16 protein-coding genes and 1 pseudogene are annotated in these 17,779 nt (G+C 32.5%); 11 read left to right on the top strand and 6 right to left on the bottom strand.

From position 1 onward, the window contains the following. The first annotated feature begins 137 nt into the window (after positions 1-137). The 7 genes and pseudogenes from ACWXVN_RS00815 to ACWXVN_RS00785 all read left to right on the top strand — a co-directional run bounded on the left by ACWXVN_RS00815 (position 138) and on the right by ACWXVN_RS00785 (position 7,813). Entirely contained in the window at positions 138-2,357 is a 2,220-nt protein-coding gene (locus ACWXVN_RS00815; protein ID WP_455978793.1) for a P68 family surface lipoprotein, read from the top strand. A gap of 4 nt (positions 2,358-2,361) precedes the next feature. Next, on the top strand, positions 2,362-3,411 hold the full coding sequence (locus tag ACWXVN_RS00810; protein ID WP_455978792.1) for a hypothetical protein: 1,050 nt from the start codon (positions 2,362-2,364) through the stop codon (positions 3,409-3,411). 17 nt (positions 3,412-3,428) lie between these two features. Next, positions 3,429-3,827 (top strand): annotated as a pseudogene (locus ACWXVN_RS00805) (ATP-binding cassette domain-containing protein); the annotation flags it as partial. 111 nt (positions 3,828-3,938) lie between these two features. Continuing rightward, positions 3,939-5,699, top strand: coding sequence for an ABC transporter ATP-binding protein (locus ACWXVN_RS00800; RefSeq protein ID WP_455978965.1), 1,761 nt, complete (start codon positions 3,939-3,941; stop codon positions 5,697-5,699). A gap of 182 nt (positions 5,700-5,881) precedes the next feature. Beyond that, positions 5,882-6,727, top strand: coding sequence for a carbohydrate ABC transporter permease (locus ACWXVN_RS00795; RefSeq protein ID WP_455968053.1), 846 nt, complete (start codon positions 5,882-5,884; stop codon positions 6,725-6,727). Then, the gene (locus tag ACWXVN_RS00790) at positions 6,669-7,649 is read left to right on the top strand and encodes an ABC transporter permease subunit (protein WP_438341609.1); all 981 of its coding nucleotides are present in this window, start codon (positions 6,669-6,671) and stop codon (positions 7,647-7,649) included. Before ACWXVN_RS00795 ends, ACWXVN_RS00790 begins: the two co-directional genes overlap by 59 nt. 2 nt (positions 7,650-7,651) lie before the next feature. After that, positions 7,652-7,813 (top strand): hypothetical protein, encoded by a 162-nt coding sequence (locus tag ACWXVN_RS00785; RefSeq protein ID WP_438341610.1) that lies wholly within the window; start codon positions 7,652-7,654, stop codon positions 7,811-7,813. 131 nt (positions 7,814-7,944) lie between these two features. Here ACWXVN_RS00785 and ACWXVN_RS00780 read toward each other — a convergent pair whose 3' ends face one another. Together ACWXVN_RS00780 and ACWXVN_RS00775 are read right to left on the bottom strand one after the other, a co-directional pair. Continuing rightward, positions 7,945-8,400, bottom strand: a complete 456-nt coding sequence (locus ACWXVN_RS00780; protein ID WP_455978791.1) for an RpiB/LacA/LacB family sugar-phosphate isomerase — start codon at positions 8,398-8,400, stop codon at positions 7,945-7,947. 12 nt (positions 8,401-8,412) lie between these two features. Further along, positions 8,413-8,880 (bottom strand): L-threonylcarbamoyladenylate synthase, encoded by a 468-nt coding sequence (locus ACWXVN_RS00775; protein ID WP_455978790.1) that lies wholly within the window; start codon positions 8,878-8,880, stop codon positions 8,413-8,415. A 51-nt stretch (positions 8,881-8,931) separates the two neighbouring features. Between ACWXVN_RS00775 and mutM the strand changes: the two genes are divergently transcribed. From mutM to ACWXVN_RS00760, 3 genes are read left to right on the top strand one after another with little or no spacing between them, the layout of a single operon-like run. Next, positions 8,932-9,768: a DNA-formamidopyrimidine glycosylase gene (mutM, locus tag ACWXVN_RS00770; RefSeq protein ID WP_455978789.1), complete on the top strand. Its 837-nt coding sequence runs from the start codon at positions 8,932-8,934 to the stop codon at positions 9,766-9,768. Continuing rightward, positions 9,761-9,988 carry a Smr/MutS family protein gene (locus ACWXVN_RS00765; RefSeq protein WP_438341614.1) on the top strand — a complete coding sequence of 76 codons (228 nt, stop codon included), beginning with the start codon at positions 9,761-9,763 and terminating at the stop codon, positions 9,986-9,988. The genes mutM and ACWXVN_RS00765 overlap by 8 nt, the downstream gene beginning before the upstream one ends. Before the next feature lie 8 nt (positions 9,989-9,996). Next, entirely contained in the window at positions 9,997-10,917 is a 921-nt protein-coding gene (locus ACWXVN_RS00760) for an SPFH domain-containing protein (protein WP_455978788.1), read from the top strand. 121 nt (positions 10,918-11,038) lie between these two features. On the opposite strand, the gene mgtE is transcribed toward ACWXVN_RS00760, so the two are convergent. From mgtE to ACWXVN_RS00745, 3 genes are read right to left on the bottom strand one after another with little or no spacing between them, the layout of a single operon-like run. After that, positions 11,039-12,502: a magnesium transporter gene (gene mgtE, locus ACWXVN_RS00755; RefSeq protein ID WP_455968048.1), complete on the bottom strand. Its 1,464-nt coding sequence runs from the start codon at positions 12,500-12,502 to the stop codon at positions 11,039-11,041. Positions 12,503-12,520: 18 nt separating this feature from the next. After that, positions 12,521-13,099, bottom strand: coding sequence for a diadenylate cyclase (locus ACWXVN_RS00750; RefSeq protein WP_438341617.1), 579 nt, complete (start codon positions 13,097-13,099; stop codon positions 12,521-12,523). Positions 13,100-13,108: 9 nt separating this feature from the next. Next, positions 13,109-13,510: a hypothetical protein gene (locus ACWXVN_RS00745; protein ID WP_438341618.1), complete on the bottom strand. Its 402-nt coding sequence runs from the start codon at positions 13,508-13,510 to the stop codon at positions 13,109-13,111. A gap of 115 nt (positions 13,511-13,625) precedes the next feature. Between ACWXVN_RS00745 and ACWXVN_RS00740 the strand changes: the two genes are divergently transcribed. Further along, on the top strand, positions 13,626-14,834 hold the full coding sequence (locus ACWXVN_RS00740) for a phosphoglycerate kinase (RefSeq protein WP_455978787.1): 1,209 nt from the start codon (positions 13,626-13,628) through the stop codon (positions 14,832-14,834). A gap of 147 nt (positions 14,835-14,981) precedes the next feature. Here ACWXVN_RS00740 and gyrA read toward each other — a convergent pair whose 3' ends face one another. Next, complete coding sequence (gyrA, locus tag ACWXVN_RS00735; protein WP_455978786.1) at positions 14,982-17,645, bottom strand: DNA gyrase subunit A; 2,664 nt, start codon at positions 17,643-17,645, stop codon at positions 14,982-14,984. Positions 17,646-17,779: the final 134 nt, after the last annotated feature.

Here is a 17,779-nt window from a genome sequence, read left to right as displayed (position 1 = left end):
ATATAATTAGAGTGTAAAAGATTAAGTATGAAAACACAAAATGAAGTAACAAGAAAACTGAGAAAAGTGCGGGTTTAAGTACCCGCTTGATATGTTTTCTTGTTTTTTCTTATAAAGAACAATTTAGGAGAAAGAAAATGACAAAAAAAGCTAAATTTTTAACAGCTTTAGCTGCTATTGCAGTTCCAATAGCAGGGGTAGCAGGATTAGTTTCTTGTGGTAATAATACAACAAAAGACGAAAGGGGTCCTGCTTCATTTGAACAAAATAATGATGGATTGCTAAGAATTTACTCGCCTTGATCTGCAACTAACTACCAAGGACTTGCTTTACAAGCGCTTGTAGATTTTTACAATAAATCACACTTTTCTGAATTAGAAATTGAAAACAACAGTAAGGTGAAAAAAGCAGTATTGAAAGAAGATTACAAAGGTAAAGATATTCTACCAGTTGTAATTGTTATTGCGCCTTCAGGATATTCAGATAGTTCATACATTAGCAAACTAAAAGTAAAAGCTAAAAATGACTTCTACAACTTGATTATTCAATACCCTACTGTTGCTTCAGTATTGCAACAATACCAAATGGGGTTAAATTTCGATTCTCTTAAAACAGAAATCAACAATTTATACTCAAGTTCTTTCTTGGAAGTAAATAAATTAATAGCAGGAAATAAAAACAATAGTATCCTTACAATTCCTGCTTCAAAATCTGGTGAAATGCTATCAATCAACAAACCAGTAACAGGTATGCTAATTTCAGAATTAGTTGCTGCCGGAGCAAAAATCGATACTCAAAACTCAAAAGTTGTAAATGAATTGAAAACATACTGAGAAGGTCTTTCAGATGATGAAAAATCTGACAAGAAAGCAGTAAAAGCAGCTTGAGACAGTGGAAAATACACTAGTGCACAAAAAGATGAATTACAAAAGGCTTTAGCAAATTACACAATGAATGATAATATCTTCACAGATTACGAAGACTTATTAAAATTCACCGCCTTGGCTAAAAGAGTTTTCCCTAACAACAGAAACTATGTTTTAGGAATGGACTCATACCCTAATGCTGTTTACACAATTGCGGCATCACTAGCAGGACAAAATGAAGATTCATTAATCAACAAAGATGCTTCACAAGTAAGAGATGGAGGATTCAACTATAAGAATCTTCTTAATCAAAACACTCCACAAGGTAAACGTTTAAAAGCTGCATATGATTTAATGCAAGATGCTTTCCAATATAAAGGTTTATGAATTGGTGGAGAAGGAGCATATGGTTCAAATGAACTAGTTATCCACAACCTTGCTATTTCTCTAGGTTCAACAGCAGGTTGAAGTAAAACATTTGCTGAAGGATCTTCAAAACTTCTTGTATTTGGATCTAAAGCAGGCTCATTGTTGCAAGGTTCTTCAGCTGAAGGACTTGTAAATAAACTTTCTGCCTCAACAGATGAATCAAAAAGTATAGTTAACTTTGGTAAATATAAAAATAAAATTTTACCTACAGTAGCAGAAGATGTGTCGAAAAATGGATATGACTATTCTCCTAAGACAGCTGAAGATGCAGCTAAATTGAAAGAAGCTGTTAAAGATTTAACTAATGGTTACTTGATATTTAGCAGCACAGATCCTGAATTAAAAGTGCTTTCTGTTCAAAGTGACGGAGAAATCAAATTTTCAAGAAATGGAAGAGAAGGAACACTAGAAGGTGCTAAATTCTTAAATGGAACTGTTGTTGATAAAAATGGAAAATATTTTGAAGTATATTGAGTTCCAAGTGATTTATTTGAAGAAAAATCAGGTTCTGCAAACTCAGCACAAAAAGAAGATATTATGTGATTAGGTGCTCCATCTAAAGCAAAAGCTTCTTCACAAAAAACCTTCACATTATTACAAGGTCCTTCAATTATCGGAGTACACTCAAACGATACAGAAGATAAAGCAACATTAGAATTTGTTAAATGAATGTTAACAGTGAACCCAGATTCAGATAAAATAACATTCAAAACCAAATCTGGACTAAAAATCTCAGCTAAAGATCAAGCTCCAGTTGAATCACTAGCTGAATTGGCTGACTACTTAGCTCCAACAAAATCTAAATTAAGCATGTCAATTGAACAAGTAAATAGCTCTAATGCAAATGAGGCTATCAAAATAATTTCAAAAGAGTTAATTGAAATTGAACATGACTCAAAAGATAATAAGATCGTAGAAGACGTTGCTGCCCCTAAATCACAACGTTTAAGAAGTGCCATAACAGGTGCAGGAAAAGGTTTAGCAAACAAAGCAGCAAATGGAAGTGCAATTGATTTTAATACATATGTTAATGCAATTAAAGAATCATTGAGCTTAGAATAATTTCATGCGAAAAAACAAAAAAATTTTGTTAAGCACATTAGCAGTTACATCGTTAACTGCTTTTGCTTGCCTTCCAGTTGTTTCTTGTGTGAATGTTAATGGTGGTAGTGATAACAGAGGCGGATCAAATCGTGGCAACAATGAAGAAGCATCTAAAGTTGATAACTGAAAAAAATCATCGCAAACAGTTTATGATGCTATTGAAAATTTAGTCAATGTTGATTTTTCAAAGCTTCTATCGATAAAGAAAGAAGAGAAAAACTTTGATTCAAGTACAGGAGAAATCACTACTTCTTACAAAACTTATTGAGATAAATTTGTTGTATATGATGCAACTGTTGTAAGAGTAAGCGACGGAGATACTTATACTGTTAAATATATAAAAGATGGCAAAGAAATGCAAGCAAGAATCCGTTCTTGAGCACTAGACACTCCTGAGGCACCAGGACCGACAACATATGTTGATGGTGATCCAAAACACACTGAAGAACAATTTGCTAGCGATCAAGATACAAAATTTGCTAAATCAATTTTGACCCCAGGAAGAAAAATAAAAATACTTGTAAGTAGTATGTCATATGATCGTTTTGTAGGAATATCACTATATTCAGACAAACCAAATCCAACAGAGTTATCAGATTTCACTAAATGTTACGAATTTGAAGTTCTGAAAAATGGTTTTTCCACTCCAAGGGTAGGAGAATCTGAATTGCTACAATTCATTTCACAAGTATCTGATCATTTTCTTTCTTTCCAAACTCTATTCATGCCTTACTTCTGGGCCGCTACAAATTACGGAATAATTCACAAGCAAGGTTTTTATAAATTGTTCAGTGCTAATAAACCTTATGATTTTGTTCCAAGAGTATATGTGACACACGGAGATCCAACGACTCAATTTATGTTACTACCCGAATTTACTCCGGGTGGCTGAATAACTACTGAAAGAGATAACAATTTTTCTAGATTCTTGAGTGAAAGAGAAGGCGGATTTGAACAATTTTTAGTCAATTCCGACGGTAGTCTAAAGTCTGAAACACAAAATAATAAATAACAAAGAAAGGAGTGCAAATGAGTGAACTAAATATTGAAAAAGAACAAGAAAAAGTTTATCAATATGCTAAAGAAAGATATGAACTAAAAAAACAAATTCCAGCTATTGAAATTAAAAATTTAGTTATTGACTTCGGTGATGCAGTTGCTGTAAACAATGTTACTTTTGATATTCACGAAGGTGAACTTGTTACTCTATTAGGTCCATCAGGAAGTGGTAAATCAACAACTCTGAATGCCATTTCAGGATTACTAAAACCTACAAGCGGAAAAATTTTCTTCCGTGGTATAGATGTAACTAAATATTCACCACAACAACGTGAATTAGGGTTAGTTTTCCAAAACTATGCTCTTTATCCACACATGACTGTGTATGACAATATTGCCTTCCCATTAAGTAATGATCAACACTGAAAAGAAGAAACAATTGAAAATTCGCGTAGCGCACAACACAAAATTTACGAATTGATTCTAAAAGAAAATAATGTTTCTGAAGACGAAATTAAAGAACTAAGAAAAACTTTCTACATGACAATCGACAACCCTAAAGAAAGTAGAAAATACATTTTAGGGCTAAAATCAGAAAAAAACAATATTTATGAACATTCTTCAAATGAAGTAGGTCGTTTAGAATCTAAATCAGTTGCTGAATTAAATAAATTAACAAAAGATGTTTTGAAAAAATCAAAAGATCTACACCAAAATGTACGTGAAACTAAAAACGCACTTAACTTAAAAATCGATTCGAGATATGTAGATATTCAACCTAAAATTCAAAAAGAAGCACAAAAATTGGTTGCTTCAATTACACAATTCAAGCAAATTGAAAAAAAATTACGTTCAGAAGAAAGAAAACAATTGCACTACATTGCTCCTGAACTAATGGAAGCTAAAACAGTTAATACTAAAGCCGAAATGGATTCAGTAAAACCTGTTTTAATTCATCAAAATAACAAACTAGTAAACAAAATCTTAGAATGTAAGCTTGAAAAAGCTACTTTTGATCAATTGAAATCAGTGTCAAAACTAAGAATTCTTGATGATCAAGTACGTAGAATCAATGATTACAAACGAACTGTTGAAAACTTTGAAAAATGACGTGCTGACGTTGTTAAAAACGCATTTGCTGGTGAAAATAAAATTGATCCACAAGATATCATCGAAAAATCAATTGCTAAAATCATCATTAATGCTTACTCACAAATTTATAAATTTGAGTATAAAACAACAAAAGTAAGAAATGCTATCCTATACAGACAAGCAAAAAGAATTTTCAAAAAAGATAAAGCAATTGCAAACCACCACATTATCAATGTAAAAATTAAAGAAAATGTTGCAAAAGCTAAAAAATTAAGAAACGAAATCAACAAAAAATACAAACAAGACTTGTATACAATTTTCGACCCAATTTTTGAAAAACAAGGTCAAGGTTGAAAATATAACAGAAAACTTTACTCACTAAACGAAAAAGTTCATGCTTTAGTTGAACAATCAAGACCTGAAGTAAGAGCTCAAATTGTTGAGCTGTCAAAAGATGTTTTAACAATCAGTGAAGCAATTAACCGTGATGTTATGGAAGTTGCTAACAAAGTTGAAATTACTAAAAACTTATGAAAAAGACCTACACAACTAAGTGGGGGGCAACAACAACGGGTAGCTATTGCTCGGGCAATTGTTAAAAAACCAAAAATTCTTCTATTGGACGAACCACTATCAAACTTGGATGCTAAATTACGTATCTCAACACGTAAATGAATTAGAAAATTGCAACAAGAAAGTGGAATCACAACAGTCTTTGTTACTCATGACCAGGAAGAAGCTATGTCAATTAGTGACAGAGTTGTATGTATGTCAACTGCTTTAGTACAACAAATGGGTTCTCCAATGGAACTATATGAAAAACCAGCTAACGAATTCGTTGCTAAATTCCTTGGAATGCCTGAAATGACTATTATTAATGCCGACGTTGTTGATAATTACGTTGTTGTTAACAATCACAGACTTGTTAAAGTAGATAACTACAACAAAAACAAAATTCGTGTAGGATTCAGAGCGGAATCACTAACCGAATCAGCAAATGGATTTATTGATGCTGATATTAAAGTTGTTGAGTATCTAGGAAAAGAAATTCAATCACAAGTTTACTTACAAAACATTGACACCATTGCTAACGTTTACTTGACTGCAAAAGATCGTTATGAAGTTGGTGACACAATTAAATTAGGTGTAAAAAACATTGATAAATTACACTTATTCGACATAGAAACTGGTGAAAGAGTAAACAAATAATGTTTTCTTTTAAATCTTTCTTCTTGAAGAAATTTCGCATTAAAAAACATTTAACCAGTTTAAGCATTTTAAACAGAAAAGAGAAATTTTACAAACCTCTTATTCTGATTTTGCCTTCATTATTACTTATTACTTTATTTATTATTATTCCTTTCATAATAACAATTACTGACGCCTTCAAAGTGCAAACAGGTTTTCTAGTTTCAGACGTAAGTCCTGGTATTGATAACTTTAAAACTCTATTAAGAAGTCAACAATTCCAAATCGGACTAAGAAACTCAATTATTTATTCTTTGATGGCCTTGCCATTATCTCTAACTTGCTCTATTTTAATTTCTAGTGCAATCGCCCACGTGGTTAAAAAATGAGCAAGAGGATTTTGACAAACACTATTCTTCTTACCATATGTAACCAGCTCAATTGCTGTTGCTGTTACATTTTCATACTTATTCGCATCAGATGCCGGAATTTTAAATGCCATTATTGGTAAAAGGGTTCCTTGATTAACATCAGCGTCTACCAATTCTTGAACAGCATTCTTTGCTATTCTAATCAACGGAATTTGAGGAAGCTTAGCATTCCAAATTCTTATCTTGACAACTGCTATGTTATCAGTTAGTCCAGTATTATACAAATCAGCTTCAATCGATGGAGCCTACAAATTAAAACAATTCTTCTCAGTTACATTACCTTCTATTCGTAAAACTATTTCATTCTTAATTACAATCGGAATAATTGGGGGAATTAAAGTTTTTCCACTTGCTTTATTCAACAACAGCCCAACAGATGCTGTTAATAATGGTGGAGCAACCATTATGTTATTCGTTTATAAAGCAGTAGCAGAAGGAAACTTCTACTTAGCTGGAGCAGCATCACTTATCTTGTTTGTTCTGGGAGTATTTGTTTCATTCTCAGTACGTAAATTAGTAGCCGTATCATTTAGATTGAGTACAACATTAGGAGTAAAACGTGTATCACGTAAAATTAATAGCAAGACACCATTTACAAAAAAAGTCTTTAAATTCTAAAGTTGAGAATTTAACTAAAGGAGTTGAAAACAATAAAGTTGTTGGACAACTTCTTGCCTTCATCTTTAAATTCTTAATTCTGACATTTTTTGGTCTACTAATTTTATTCCCTTTCTACTTCATGATTTCTCAATCACTGATTTCATCAGATGCTGCTAACCGTAAAGACATAATCATTTGATATCCACGTAATGGAGAATCAGCACAATTCAAAGCTCATTGAGATAACTTCGCTAAAGCATACCAAGAAGGATACTGAAGCGCTGTTGTATTCACTGCGGCGATAACTGCCTTCAGTGTTACTTGTCGTATTTTCTTTGCTATGACATTTGGATATGCCTTTAGTTTAAGAAAATGAAGATTCAAAAACTTCTCTTGAGGATTTTTCTTAGCATTACTAGTTCTACCTGAAACAGCCTTAATGGCCGGTCAGTACAAAGTTATTGTTACGATGGGACTAAATGCTAACCAGGGAACATTTGTTGCTTTAACAATTCCTTTTGCAGCTAGTGTTTTCTCTGGATTTATGTTCAGAAATGCTTTCGAAGCAATTCCTGATTCAGTACGTGAATCATCAATGATCGATGGGGCAAACGAGCTAAAATTCTTTGTTCGTGTTGCTGTCCCAATGGTTAAATCAACTATTTGAACTGTTGTTATTCTAACTGCACTTGCTTCTTGAAACTCATTCATGTGACCACAATTAATTTTGGGAGCAAAAGGACAAGGAAGCTACACAGTTATGAACGTGTGATTATTTACTACTGGTAAAGATGACTCAAGTGAACAATCAATTATTTACAGAAATATTCGGATGGCTGCCAACGTTCTTGTTATTCTACCTATGCTTGTTGTTTACTTCTTATTTAGAGGAAGAATTATGAGAGCAATTTCAAGACAAGGAAGCGGTCAAAAAGGATAATTATGCAAAGCAAAAGTGTTTTCAAAAAAATATTTACCTCAATCAAGGAATTTGCTCGTAAATACTGAAATCTAACCTTCATAGTAATTTCAGCAATTGCGGGACTATCTCTTACTGGAGTAGCTATTTGATGTCTAATCTTCTTACCAATTAACTGGCGTTAATGAATAATCAACAATATACAAACAAGAACCGTTAATGCCAGCGGTTCTTGTTTTTTTATTAACTATAAAAAAGCAAATAAAAAAACACAACTACTCAAAAGTTGTGTCTTTCAAAAAGTTGAACTTATTAATTAATCTTGCGAACCTTTAGTTTCTAATGTGTGTAAACGTAATTCGTGTCTGCCACCTTCGAAATCTGTATTGTGTCAAATTTTAAACATTTCCAATGCTTCTTCTGGACTTGTTTGGCGTCCGCCAAAAACAATAACATTGGCATTATTGTGTAGTTTAGCAAGTTTAGCATCTTCATTGCTTGTAATTCTTGCCGCACGAATGAAGCTGAAACGATTTAGAGCGTAACTTATTCCTAGTCCTGTTCCACAAATTCCTATTCCTTCAACATCAGGATGGTCTTTCATGTACTCAGCTAGTTTGAAACCATAATCGGCATAATTAACACTTTCTGTACCGCTTTTGGTTCCTAAGTCAATAACTTTGTAACCTTGTTTACCTAATGAATTAACAAGTTCACTTTTTAACTCATAGCCAGCATGATCTGAAGCAATGGCTACTGTCTTTTTATCCATATTTTCTCCAATCTATTCCCTTATAATTTTACCATTATCCAAGTCTATTATCTTGCTTGGTTGCCCTGAAAGTTCACCAAAATCGTAAAATTTGGTTAATTGAGGAAAGATTTTTTTTGCTTCTTCTAAATTTTTGGCTACTTGTTGATTGCTGATGTTACAACTTGTAACATAACAAGGACCATTTTTGCGTAAAAATTCCAAAAGTTTTGGCTGATTCGGCATTCTAAAACCTTGCCCTTTAACAATTAAACTCACTGCACCAGGTCAATATTTTTCTGCCACTTGTTCAGCTTTTTGGTTTCATTCCACGATTTGTTTTGCTTGCTCTATATCGGCAACTAAAATTATTATTTTTTTAGTCAAATCACGTTGTTTCAATTCATAAAGCAAGTCTAAATTATTATCTTTTAATCTTACTCCTAGACCTAAAACCGTGTCAGTTGTGGTAACAAAAACATCATCATATTTATTAGTCATAATAAATATTATAAGCCTTAGGACTATACTGATTTGATAAAATTAAGTTATATGCCAGAATTACCAGAAGTTCGAGTTGTTGTAAAAAAACTCAAAGAATGTGTTTTGAATAAAACTATCGATTCAGTCATTGTTAACAAAACAAAAATGATCAAAGATGTTGATAGTGAAGCGTTTCAAAATGAACTAAAAAATCAAAAAATCATTGATATTAGCAATGTTGCAAAGCACATTGTGTTCTTTTTGACTAACAACTTAGTCATGATTTCTCATTTGCGTATGGAAGGTAAATATCGTTATTATGACCAAAAACACGAATTCGAAAAACATGCCCATGTAGTTTTTAATTTTAGCGATAATTCACAATTACAATATGTGGACTCTAGGGCGTTTGGTACTTTTCATTTACGCAATAAAAACAATTACTTGACAAGTCAACCGCTAGCTTCAGTGGCCCTGACACCTGACAAAGTGGATATTGATTCACTTTATGCTAAAACTAGCAAATCTTCAACTGCTATTAAAACAATGATTTTAAATCAAAAGTTGGTTTCAGGAATAGGTAATATTTATGCTGATGAAAGCTTATTTGCAGCCAAAATTCACCCACAAACACCTTCAAAACTCGTAAGCAAACAAGAATTGAAGCTTTTGATGCAAAAAGCTTCAGAAATTATGCACAAAAGTGAAGAACTTGGTGGCTCAACGATTGATTCTTATGAATCACTCAACAAGCAAGAAGGTCAGTATCAACATTTTCTTAAAGTTCATACTAAAGTAAATAAACCTTGTACAATTTGTCAAACTATCATTCAAAAAACGAAAACTAATGGAAGGGGGACATATTTCTGCCCAAAATGCCAGAAATTAAGAAAGCAAAATGACTAGAAAAATAGACTTACATGGTTTAGATATTAATCGTGCAGCAGCGGTAGTGATTAATAGTCTAAGAAGTTTTGACTACAATTCTTATGAAGATGAATTATTAATCGTTACTGGCAACGGAACAGGAAGTTTAAAGAATTTAGTTGAAGATATTTTAAATGAAGAGTGTTATGACTGAAGTTATGACAACAGTCAACAGTCTGCTTTTCGAGTTTATAAATAGGAGTTAATATGACAACAGCAGCAATTTTAGGAATAGTATTCGGATTTTTAGCTCTTTTAGTAATTGTTTTATTATGTCTTTCAATCAAAATAGTGCCAGAAACATATTTTTGAATTGTACAAAGATTAGGTAAGTATCACAGAACATTGGAAAAAGGAGTTAACTTCATTTTTCCAATCATTGACCGGGTAGTAGTAAAAGAAAATATTAAAGAAAAAGTGTTTGACTTCCCTGCTCAAAGTGTTATTACAAAAGATAATGCCACAATTAAAGTAGACACAGTAGTTTACTTGAAGATTTTTGATGCCAAACTATATTCATATGGGGCAGAAAATCCTTTCAAGGCAATCGAAAACTTGGTAGCAACCACCTTGAGAAATCTAATTGGAGAACTAGAATTAGACCAGTCGTTGACATCGAGAGAAATAATTAATGCGAAACTAACAAAAACATTAGACGAAGCATCAGATGCGTGGGGGATTAGAGTAAATAGAGTTGAAATTCAAAACATCATTCCGCCAAAAGAAGTAGAGCAAGCAATGATTCGCCAAATGCAAGCTGAAAGGGATAAAAGAGCAAGAATTTTAGAATCAGAAGGAATCAAACAATCACTTATTCTTAATGCTCAAGGGAATAGAGAAAGCGTAATCCTAAATGCTGAAGCTGCTAAAGAAAAAATCATTTTACAAGCTGAGGCTGAAAAACAAAGAATTTTGTTAGAAGCACAAGCTAAGAAACAATCAATAGAATTATTGAATGAAGCTAAAATCAGTAAAGAAGTTTTACAGTACAAAGCTTTAGATGAAATTAAAACATTAGCTAATGGAACAGCAACAAAAATAATCATTCCACCTAACCTTTCAGAAGTAGCTAAAATCATGGCAGTTGGTAAAGAAGTCTTTCAGGATAACGAAAAAAGTAAAAAGTAATATTATATACTCAGAGTAAGATTGATTCTTGCTCTTTTTTATTATTTTAGTGTTTCATAATTTGTATAAAAAACCTAAAAAAAGTCACATCATTTGTGACTCTAAAATAGGTTTAATTTCATTAGTGGATAACTGGACTGAACAGTGAAAACATTAGCATTGCAAAACTAAAGAATATCAATGTCGAAGTGGCATCAGTAACAGTAGCAAGAATAGGGCTTGACATAACTGCCGGATCCTTTTTTAGTTTTGTGGCCAATAAAGGAACAACTGAACCTACAAATTTAGCAAAAATAACTGCTACAAACATTGCTAAACTTGAAACTAAACACATTATCAATACTCCGGCAGTAGTAACTTCCACATGTCCATCTGCTCCAATTTTTCCCATGATATCGCGAGTAGCAGTAAAGTACAATGTTAAACGTGCAAAATTGACAATGAATAAGACAGTGGCAATCAATAGTCCCGATCGCATTTCTATTCCAACAACGCGTCAAGGTTTTTTCTTCACTTCACCAAGTGATATAGCTCGAATAACAGTTGTTGCTGATTGTGAACCTGCATTACCAGCTGTTCCAGAAATAACTGGAACCATAGAAACTATAATGGCTGAAGAAATTGCACTTTGGAACAATATACTATTGTCAACCTTATCCTGGAATACTTGAATGATTAATTGCGAAAATGTTGAACCAACCATCAAAATTATTAGTCAGAAAATCCGAGATTTAAAGATTTTGCGAACAATGTTTTTGTCGTTATATGAAATTTCGACTTCAGCATTAATCCCGGCCATTTTATAAATATCTTCGGTTGCTTCTTCTTCTAAAACGTCAATAACGTCATCGGAAGTAATAATTCCAATAACATGATTTTTTTCGTTTACAACTGGAAGAACTGACATATCTTGCTCAGCGAAAATCCGAGCAGCTTTTTCTTTTTTGTCATTAACTGAAACGCTTGCAATTGCTTCCGTGACTTCAAATATTTTTGTATTTCTTCTTGAATCAACAAAGACAATATTTTCAAGAGTGGTTACTCCTTGAAGACGTTGTTCATGATCTAAAACAACATAGTAGTGAACCAGTTCAGAATCTTCTCTTAGTTTCCGAATTTCTTCAATTGCTTTGGAGCAACTAATATCATCCTGTAAAGCAATGAATTCCACACTCATAACTGAACCAATCGAATCATCATCATATTTTAAAAGACGATTAATTTTGTTGCGATCATCACTATTTTTAACGTGACTTAAAATCTTTTGTGCAATGTTGTCTGGCATTTCTTCAATCAAGTCAACAATGTCGTCTAAATATAAGTCATCCAAAATAGCTTCGAGTTCTTCGTCAGTAAATGCTTTAATTATTTCTTCTTGAATATCATTTTCAAGGTATGAAAAAATTTCCCCGCTATCCTTTGGTTTGATGATACGGAAAAAGAAAATTCTTTCATAAGGTGTTAATTCTTCAATTTTGTCAGCAATTGTAGCATTAGGAGTCTCATCAACGAAAGTACGAATAAGGTGTACGTTTTTGAATTGTAAGGCGTTTTTTAGCTGCTTTAAGGTTAAAACGTCTTTCATCTTTACCTCCTTATTAAATTAGTAATCTTTGAAAATGTTAACTAAAGACTCTTGCAACTGGTCGATAGCAATTAAATTCAGCGAACCATTTCTAGCAAGAGTGATATTTCCGTTTTCTTCACTGACAACCAGTGTTACGGAATCGGAGATTTCGCTAATTCCTAAAGCAGCACGGTGTCTTGCTCCATATTTGTTGTCAATTGATTTTTTTGTAATTTTGTAGTATGTGGCAGCATAAACAATTTTATTATCACGAATAATGATTGCCCCATCGTGTAAAGGAGTGTGTTTATTGAAAATACTAATAATTAATGAAGAAGAAATATTAGCATCGATGATAACTCCATCAGTACGTAAGTTATCAAGTCTTTCTTTCATTTCAATAGTAATAATAGCTCCCGTTTTGTGTTTTGATAAAAATTCTAAACTCTCTTTTAGTTGGTGGATTAATCTAATTTTCGAACTTTTACTTACCTTCTGTTTCAAGCTTTTGAATTTTGATAAAAACTTCAAAATTTGATGAAAAGCCAAAATAACCATAATGAGAAAAATTAGGACAACAAAAATTAAAATGATGATTAAAAATGCATTTTCCATAAATAACCTCTACTTAGTTGGAGCTCACACTGTTACAGTTAAAATTAATAGAACAACAACAATTAGAGCAATTGCAAAACCTCCAATTGCAACTACTCTAGGTCATTTTGTTGATGTTTCTTCAATTTTTTGTGCTCGCGAGTCTTGGCTTCATTTTGCATATTCATATTCAACAGCATTTTTGTTATTTTTTAAAGCATGTTGTTTACGAAATTCTTGTTGTTTTTTAGCAAGTTTTCTATCTATTTGTGACATTCAGGTAATGCCTTCGAATATCTCAATTAATGCTTGCTCATTATATTTTTTTAAACGCGGTTGTTTTGCGAAGTTCACAAACTCATTTAAGTAGTTAGACACACTGGTTTTTACAATGTCATCATTTTGGCGATTGTCGCGCATTTTTTGAGCCATAATTCCTCCTTGAAATGGTAAATATTAATAATTATAAACTTAATAAAAATTAAATTTATAAACTTTGTTTATAAGCTAGCTGCTAGTATAATATTAATAGCATGAAAGGAAAGACATGAAAAAGACATTATATGATGTTAATTTAAAAGACAAGATAGTTTTAGCAAGAGTTGATTTCAATTTGCCACTTGCAAAAAACGATAATAATCAATACTATGTAACTGATGCTAACAGAATCAAAAAGGCACTGAAAACTATTAACTTTATTACTCAACAGGGTGCTAAATTAATTTTATTAAGTCATTTAGGAAGAGTAAAAACCGAAGAGGACTTAGTTTCCAAATCGCTAAAACCAGTTGTTGAAGAGTTCAAAAAATATGTTGATAATGATGTATTTTTTGTCCCTAAAACGAGAGGAAGTGAAGTTGAAGAAGCAATAAAAAATCTAAAAAGTGGACAAATTTTATTTTTAGAAAACACTCGTTTTGAAGATTTAAACAACAAAGCTGAGTCAAAAAATGATCCTGAATTGGCAAAATATTGAGCTTCTTTAGGCGATGTTTTTGTTAATGATGCATTCGCTACTGCTCACCGTAGTCATGCATCAAATGTTGGAATTGCTTCAAACATAAAAGAAAGTGCTTTAGGATTTTTAATGCAAGAAGAAATCGAAAATCTTGCTAAATTAAAAAATAATCCAGCAAGACCTTATGTAGCCATCATCGGTGGGGCTAAAATAAGCGATAAAATTCAAGTTTTAGAACAGCTTATTAAAGAATGTGACAAGGTTTTAATTGGTGGAGCAATGGCTTATACCTTCTTAAAGGCAAAAGGTGTCGAAATAGGTATTTCACTAGTTGAAGATGATTACTTAGAACTAGCAAAAAATCTTTATGAAAACAATAAAACAAAGATTTTATTGCCAATTGATAATGCTTATGCTAAAGAATTTGCAGATATCCAACCACAATACTCAAGCCCCGAAAATAAAAATATACCTGCTGACTGCACTTCAATGGACATTGGTCCTGAAACTGTGAAATTATTTGCTAATGAAATCCAAAAAGCAAAAACTATTTTTTGAAATGGTCCCTTGGGAGTTACTGAATTTAGTAATTATGAAGTAGGAACAAAATCGATAGCCATAGCCATTTCCCAAAATACAGACTGTTTTTCAGTAGTTGGTGGGGGAGATTCAGTCGCTGCTATTAATAAATTAAACTATCAAGACCGTTTTAGCTTCATTTCAACTGGTGGTGGAGCAAGCCTAGAATATGTCCAAGGCAAATTGCTACCAGGATATAAAAGCATTGAAGACAAATAAAAAAGACAAAGAAAAAGAGAGTGACCAGCTCTCTTTTTTTAAATTTATATTTGTGTAACGGCACTAGAATGCAAATGCATGATTAAGGAATATAAATCCCTAGTGCTACTTATAATTATAAACTTTTTTATTCTTTAAAGTAGTTTTTTATTCATTACTTGTGTTTTTGACGTCTTGATTTGCGTCAGTAACGTCAGTATTTTCTTCATCATCATTTAAACTGTTGATCTTAGCAATGGCAACAATGTGATCGTTGTTGTTTTTTAGAGTAATTAATTTAACACCTTTAGAATTTCTTCCAGTGGTTGACACTTGTCTTAAATTAAAACGAATAGCAATACCTTCTTTGGTCATAATAATTAGGTCTTCGTCTCCTTTAACAGCAGCAGCGTAAACTAATTCACCCGACTTAGCTGCATTCAGAGCAATAACTCCTTTAGCATTACGTGAAGTTTTTCTAAAGTCTTCAACGTCACTCATTTTTCCATAACCTTCAGAACCCATTGAGAAAATCAATTTTCCTTGGTTTGAAGATGACACCGATACTACACGACTACCTTCGTCTAGTTTAATACCGATTACCCCAGTGGCAATTCTTGATTGCGCCCTGATTTCACTTGCATCAAAACGAGTTAGTCTGTTGTTTGAAGCAGCAACAAAAATTTCTTCGTTTTCTTCTATTATCATTGCTGCAATAAGTTGGTCATCTTCTCTTAGGCCTAGGGCACGTTTTCCGCTTCTATTAATCAAACGATATTCACTTAATCTTGTTTTTTTCAAAATACCATTTCTTGAAGCTGTTAGTAAGTATTTGTTTGAATCATAGTCATTGGTTGAAATAATTTCACGGATATTTTCATCTTTATCCATGTTAGGAAGAATATTGATTATTGGAGTTCCTTTTGCATTTTTGGATGTAGCAGGAATTTCATGTCCTCTTAGCCGGAAGACTTTACCACTTGAAGTAAAAATTAAAAGATCGGTGTGAGTTGAAGTAACGATAATATTTTCAACTTTGTCATCGGCATATGTTTTGGCTGCATTCGAACCAATTCCACCTCTTCTTTGTTCACGATATTCGTCTAAATCAGTACGACGAATATAGTTATTAGCTGAGTAAGTTATAACAATGTCTTTAACTGGGATTAAATCTTCATCTTCTATTGATGATTGTAAATCTCAACGAATTTCACTGCGACGTTTGTCTGTATATTGTTCTTTGATTTCTCTCAATTCTTCAATGATTAGTTGAATTAATTTTTCTTCTGAGTTCAAGATTTCTTTGTATTCGGCAATACGTTTTTCTAACATCGCAATTTCTTCATTCATTTTTTCAATTGCTAAACCTGTTAGCCGTCCTAAACGCATTTCGACAATAGCTTTTGTTTGTGCTTCTGATAATGAAAATCTTTGTGCTAATCTAGATTGGGCTTCAGCATCAGTTTTTGATTTTTTGATAATTTCAATAACTTCATCAATATTTTCGACAGCAATTTTTAAACCATGTAAAATGTGTGCTCTTTGTTCATCTTTTTCTAGGTCAAATTTTAAACGACGTGTAACTACATCTTTTTGGTGGTCGATGTAAACTTGCAATGCATCCTTTAGATTCAATAGTTTAGGCTCATTATTAACTAAAGCAATAGTGTTGATTGAAAATTTAGATTGCAATTGAGTAAGTTTGTAAAGAGTATTTAGAATAACTTCTGGATGGAATGTTTTTTTAATATCAATAACAATTCTAATACCTTCACGGTTAGATTCGTCTCTAAAATCTCCAATTCCTTCAATTCTTTTTTCTTTAACTAATTGACTTATTTTTTCAATGATGTCAGTCTTTTTGATTGCATAAGGTATTTCACTTACAACAATTCTACTTTTACCATTTGCGAATCTTTCAATATGTGCTTTTGAACGAATAGTTACACTACCTCTACCGGTTTTGTAAGCATTAACAACACTTGCTTTGTCAAATAGAATACCACCAGTTGGAAAATCGGGAGCTTGAACTATTTCAATTAATTCATCAATACTTATGTTACTATTTGCTGCTAATGCAATTGCAGCATTGATAACATCTCCTAGATTATGTGGCGGAATGCTTGTTGCCATACCAACGGCAATTCCGCTTGTTCCAGAAACTAATAAGTTTGGAAATCTTGCTGGTAGAACAACAGGTTCTTTTTCAGTGGCGTCGTAGTTATCAATAAAATCAACTGTTTCTTTTTTAATACTATCTACTAGTAGCGAAGCCATTTTAGACATTCTTGCTTCAGTATAACGCATTGCAGCAGCTTCGTCACCGTCGATTGATCCAAAGTTACCATGACCATCGATTAAAGGATAACGAAGTGAGAAATCTTGCGCCATACGCACCATTGCTTCATAAACTGATGAGTCACCATGTGGGTGGTATTTCCCTAAAACTTCCCCGACAATTCTGGCTGATTTCTTGTGTGGCTGGTTAAAAAACATCCCCATTTCACTCATGGCGTAAAAAATTCTACGGTGAACTGGCTTTAGTCCATCTTTAGCATCAGGAAGAGCCCGTGAAACAATAACACTCATTGCATATTCAATAAATGCAGATTTCATTTCCGCAACAAGACTAACAGGTGCAAGTCCATCTTTTTCTTCTTCTAAGATAGCAGATTTAACTTGGTAACCTTCTTTTTCTTGCGGTGGAATTTCTTCTTCATCTTCTTCGACTATTACTTCTTCTTCGAAGACTTTTTTAATCTCTTCATCTTCAGTTAAGTACTTATCGTCGTTAGTTAGTTCATCATTAAGTTTGTCATCATCAAAAGACATAAAAAACTCCTAAATTAATAATTAAATATAATTATTAATATTATACCATAAAGCATCAGAGCTGCTTTTGGGCATAAAAATCTGCAATTTTCGAGAAAAAAGTTACTTTTTAAAGAAAAAAAACACTGAAAATT

It is taken from the genome of Mycoplasma sp. 4044 (assembly GCF_053851695.1).
Note: the sequence above shows the minus strand (reverse complement) of the source record. Positions and strands in the feature narration are given on the sequence as shown.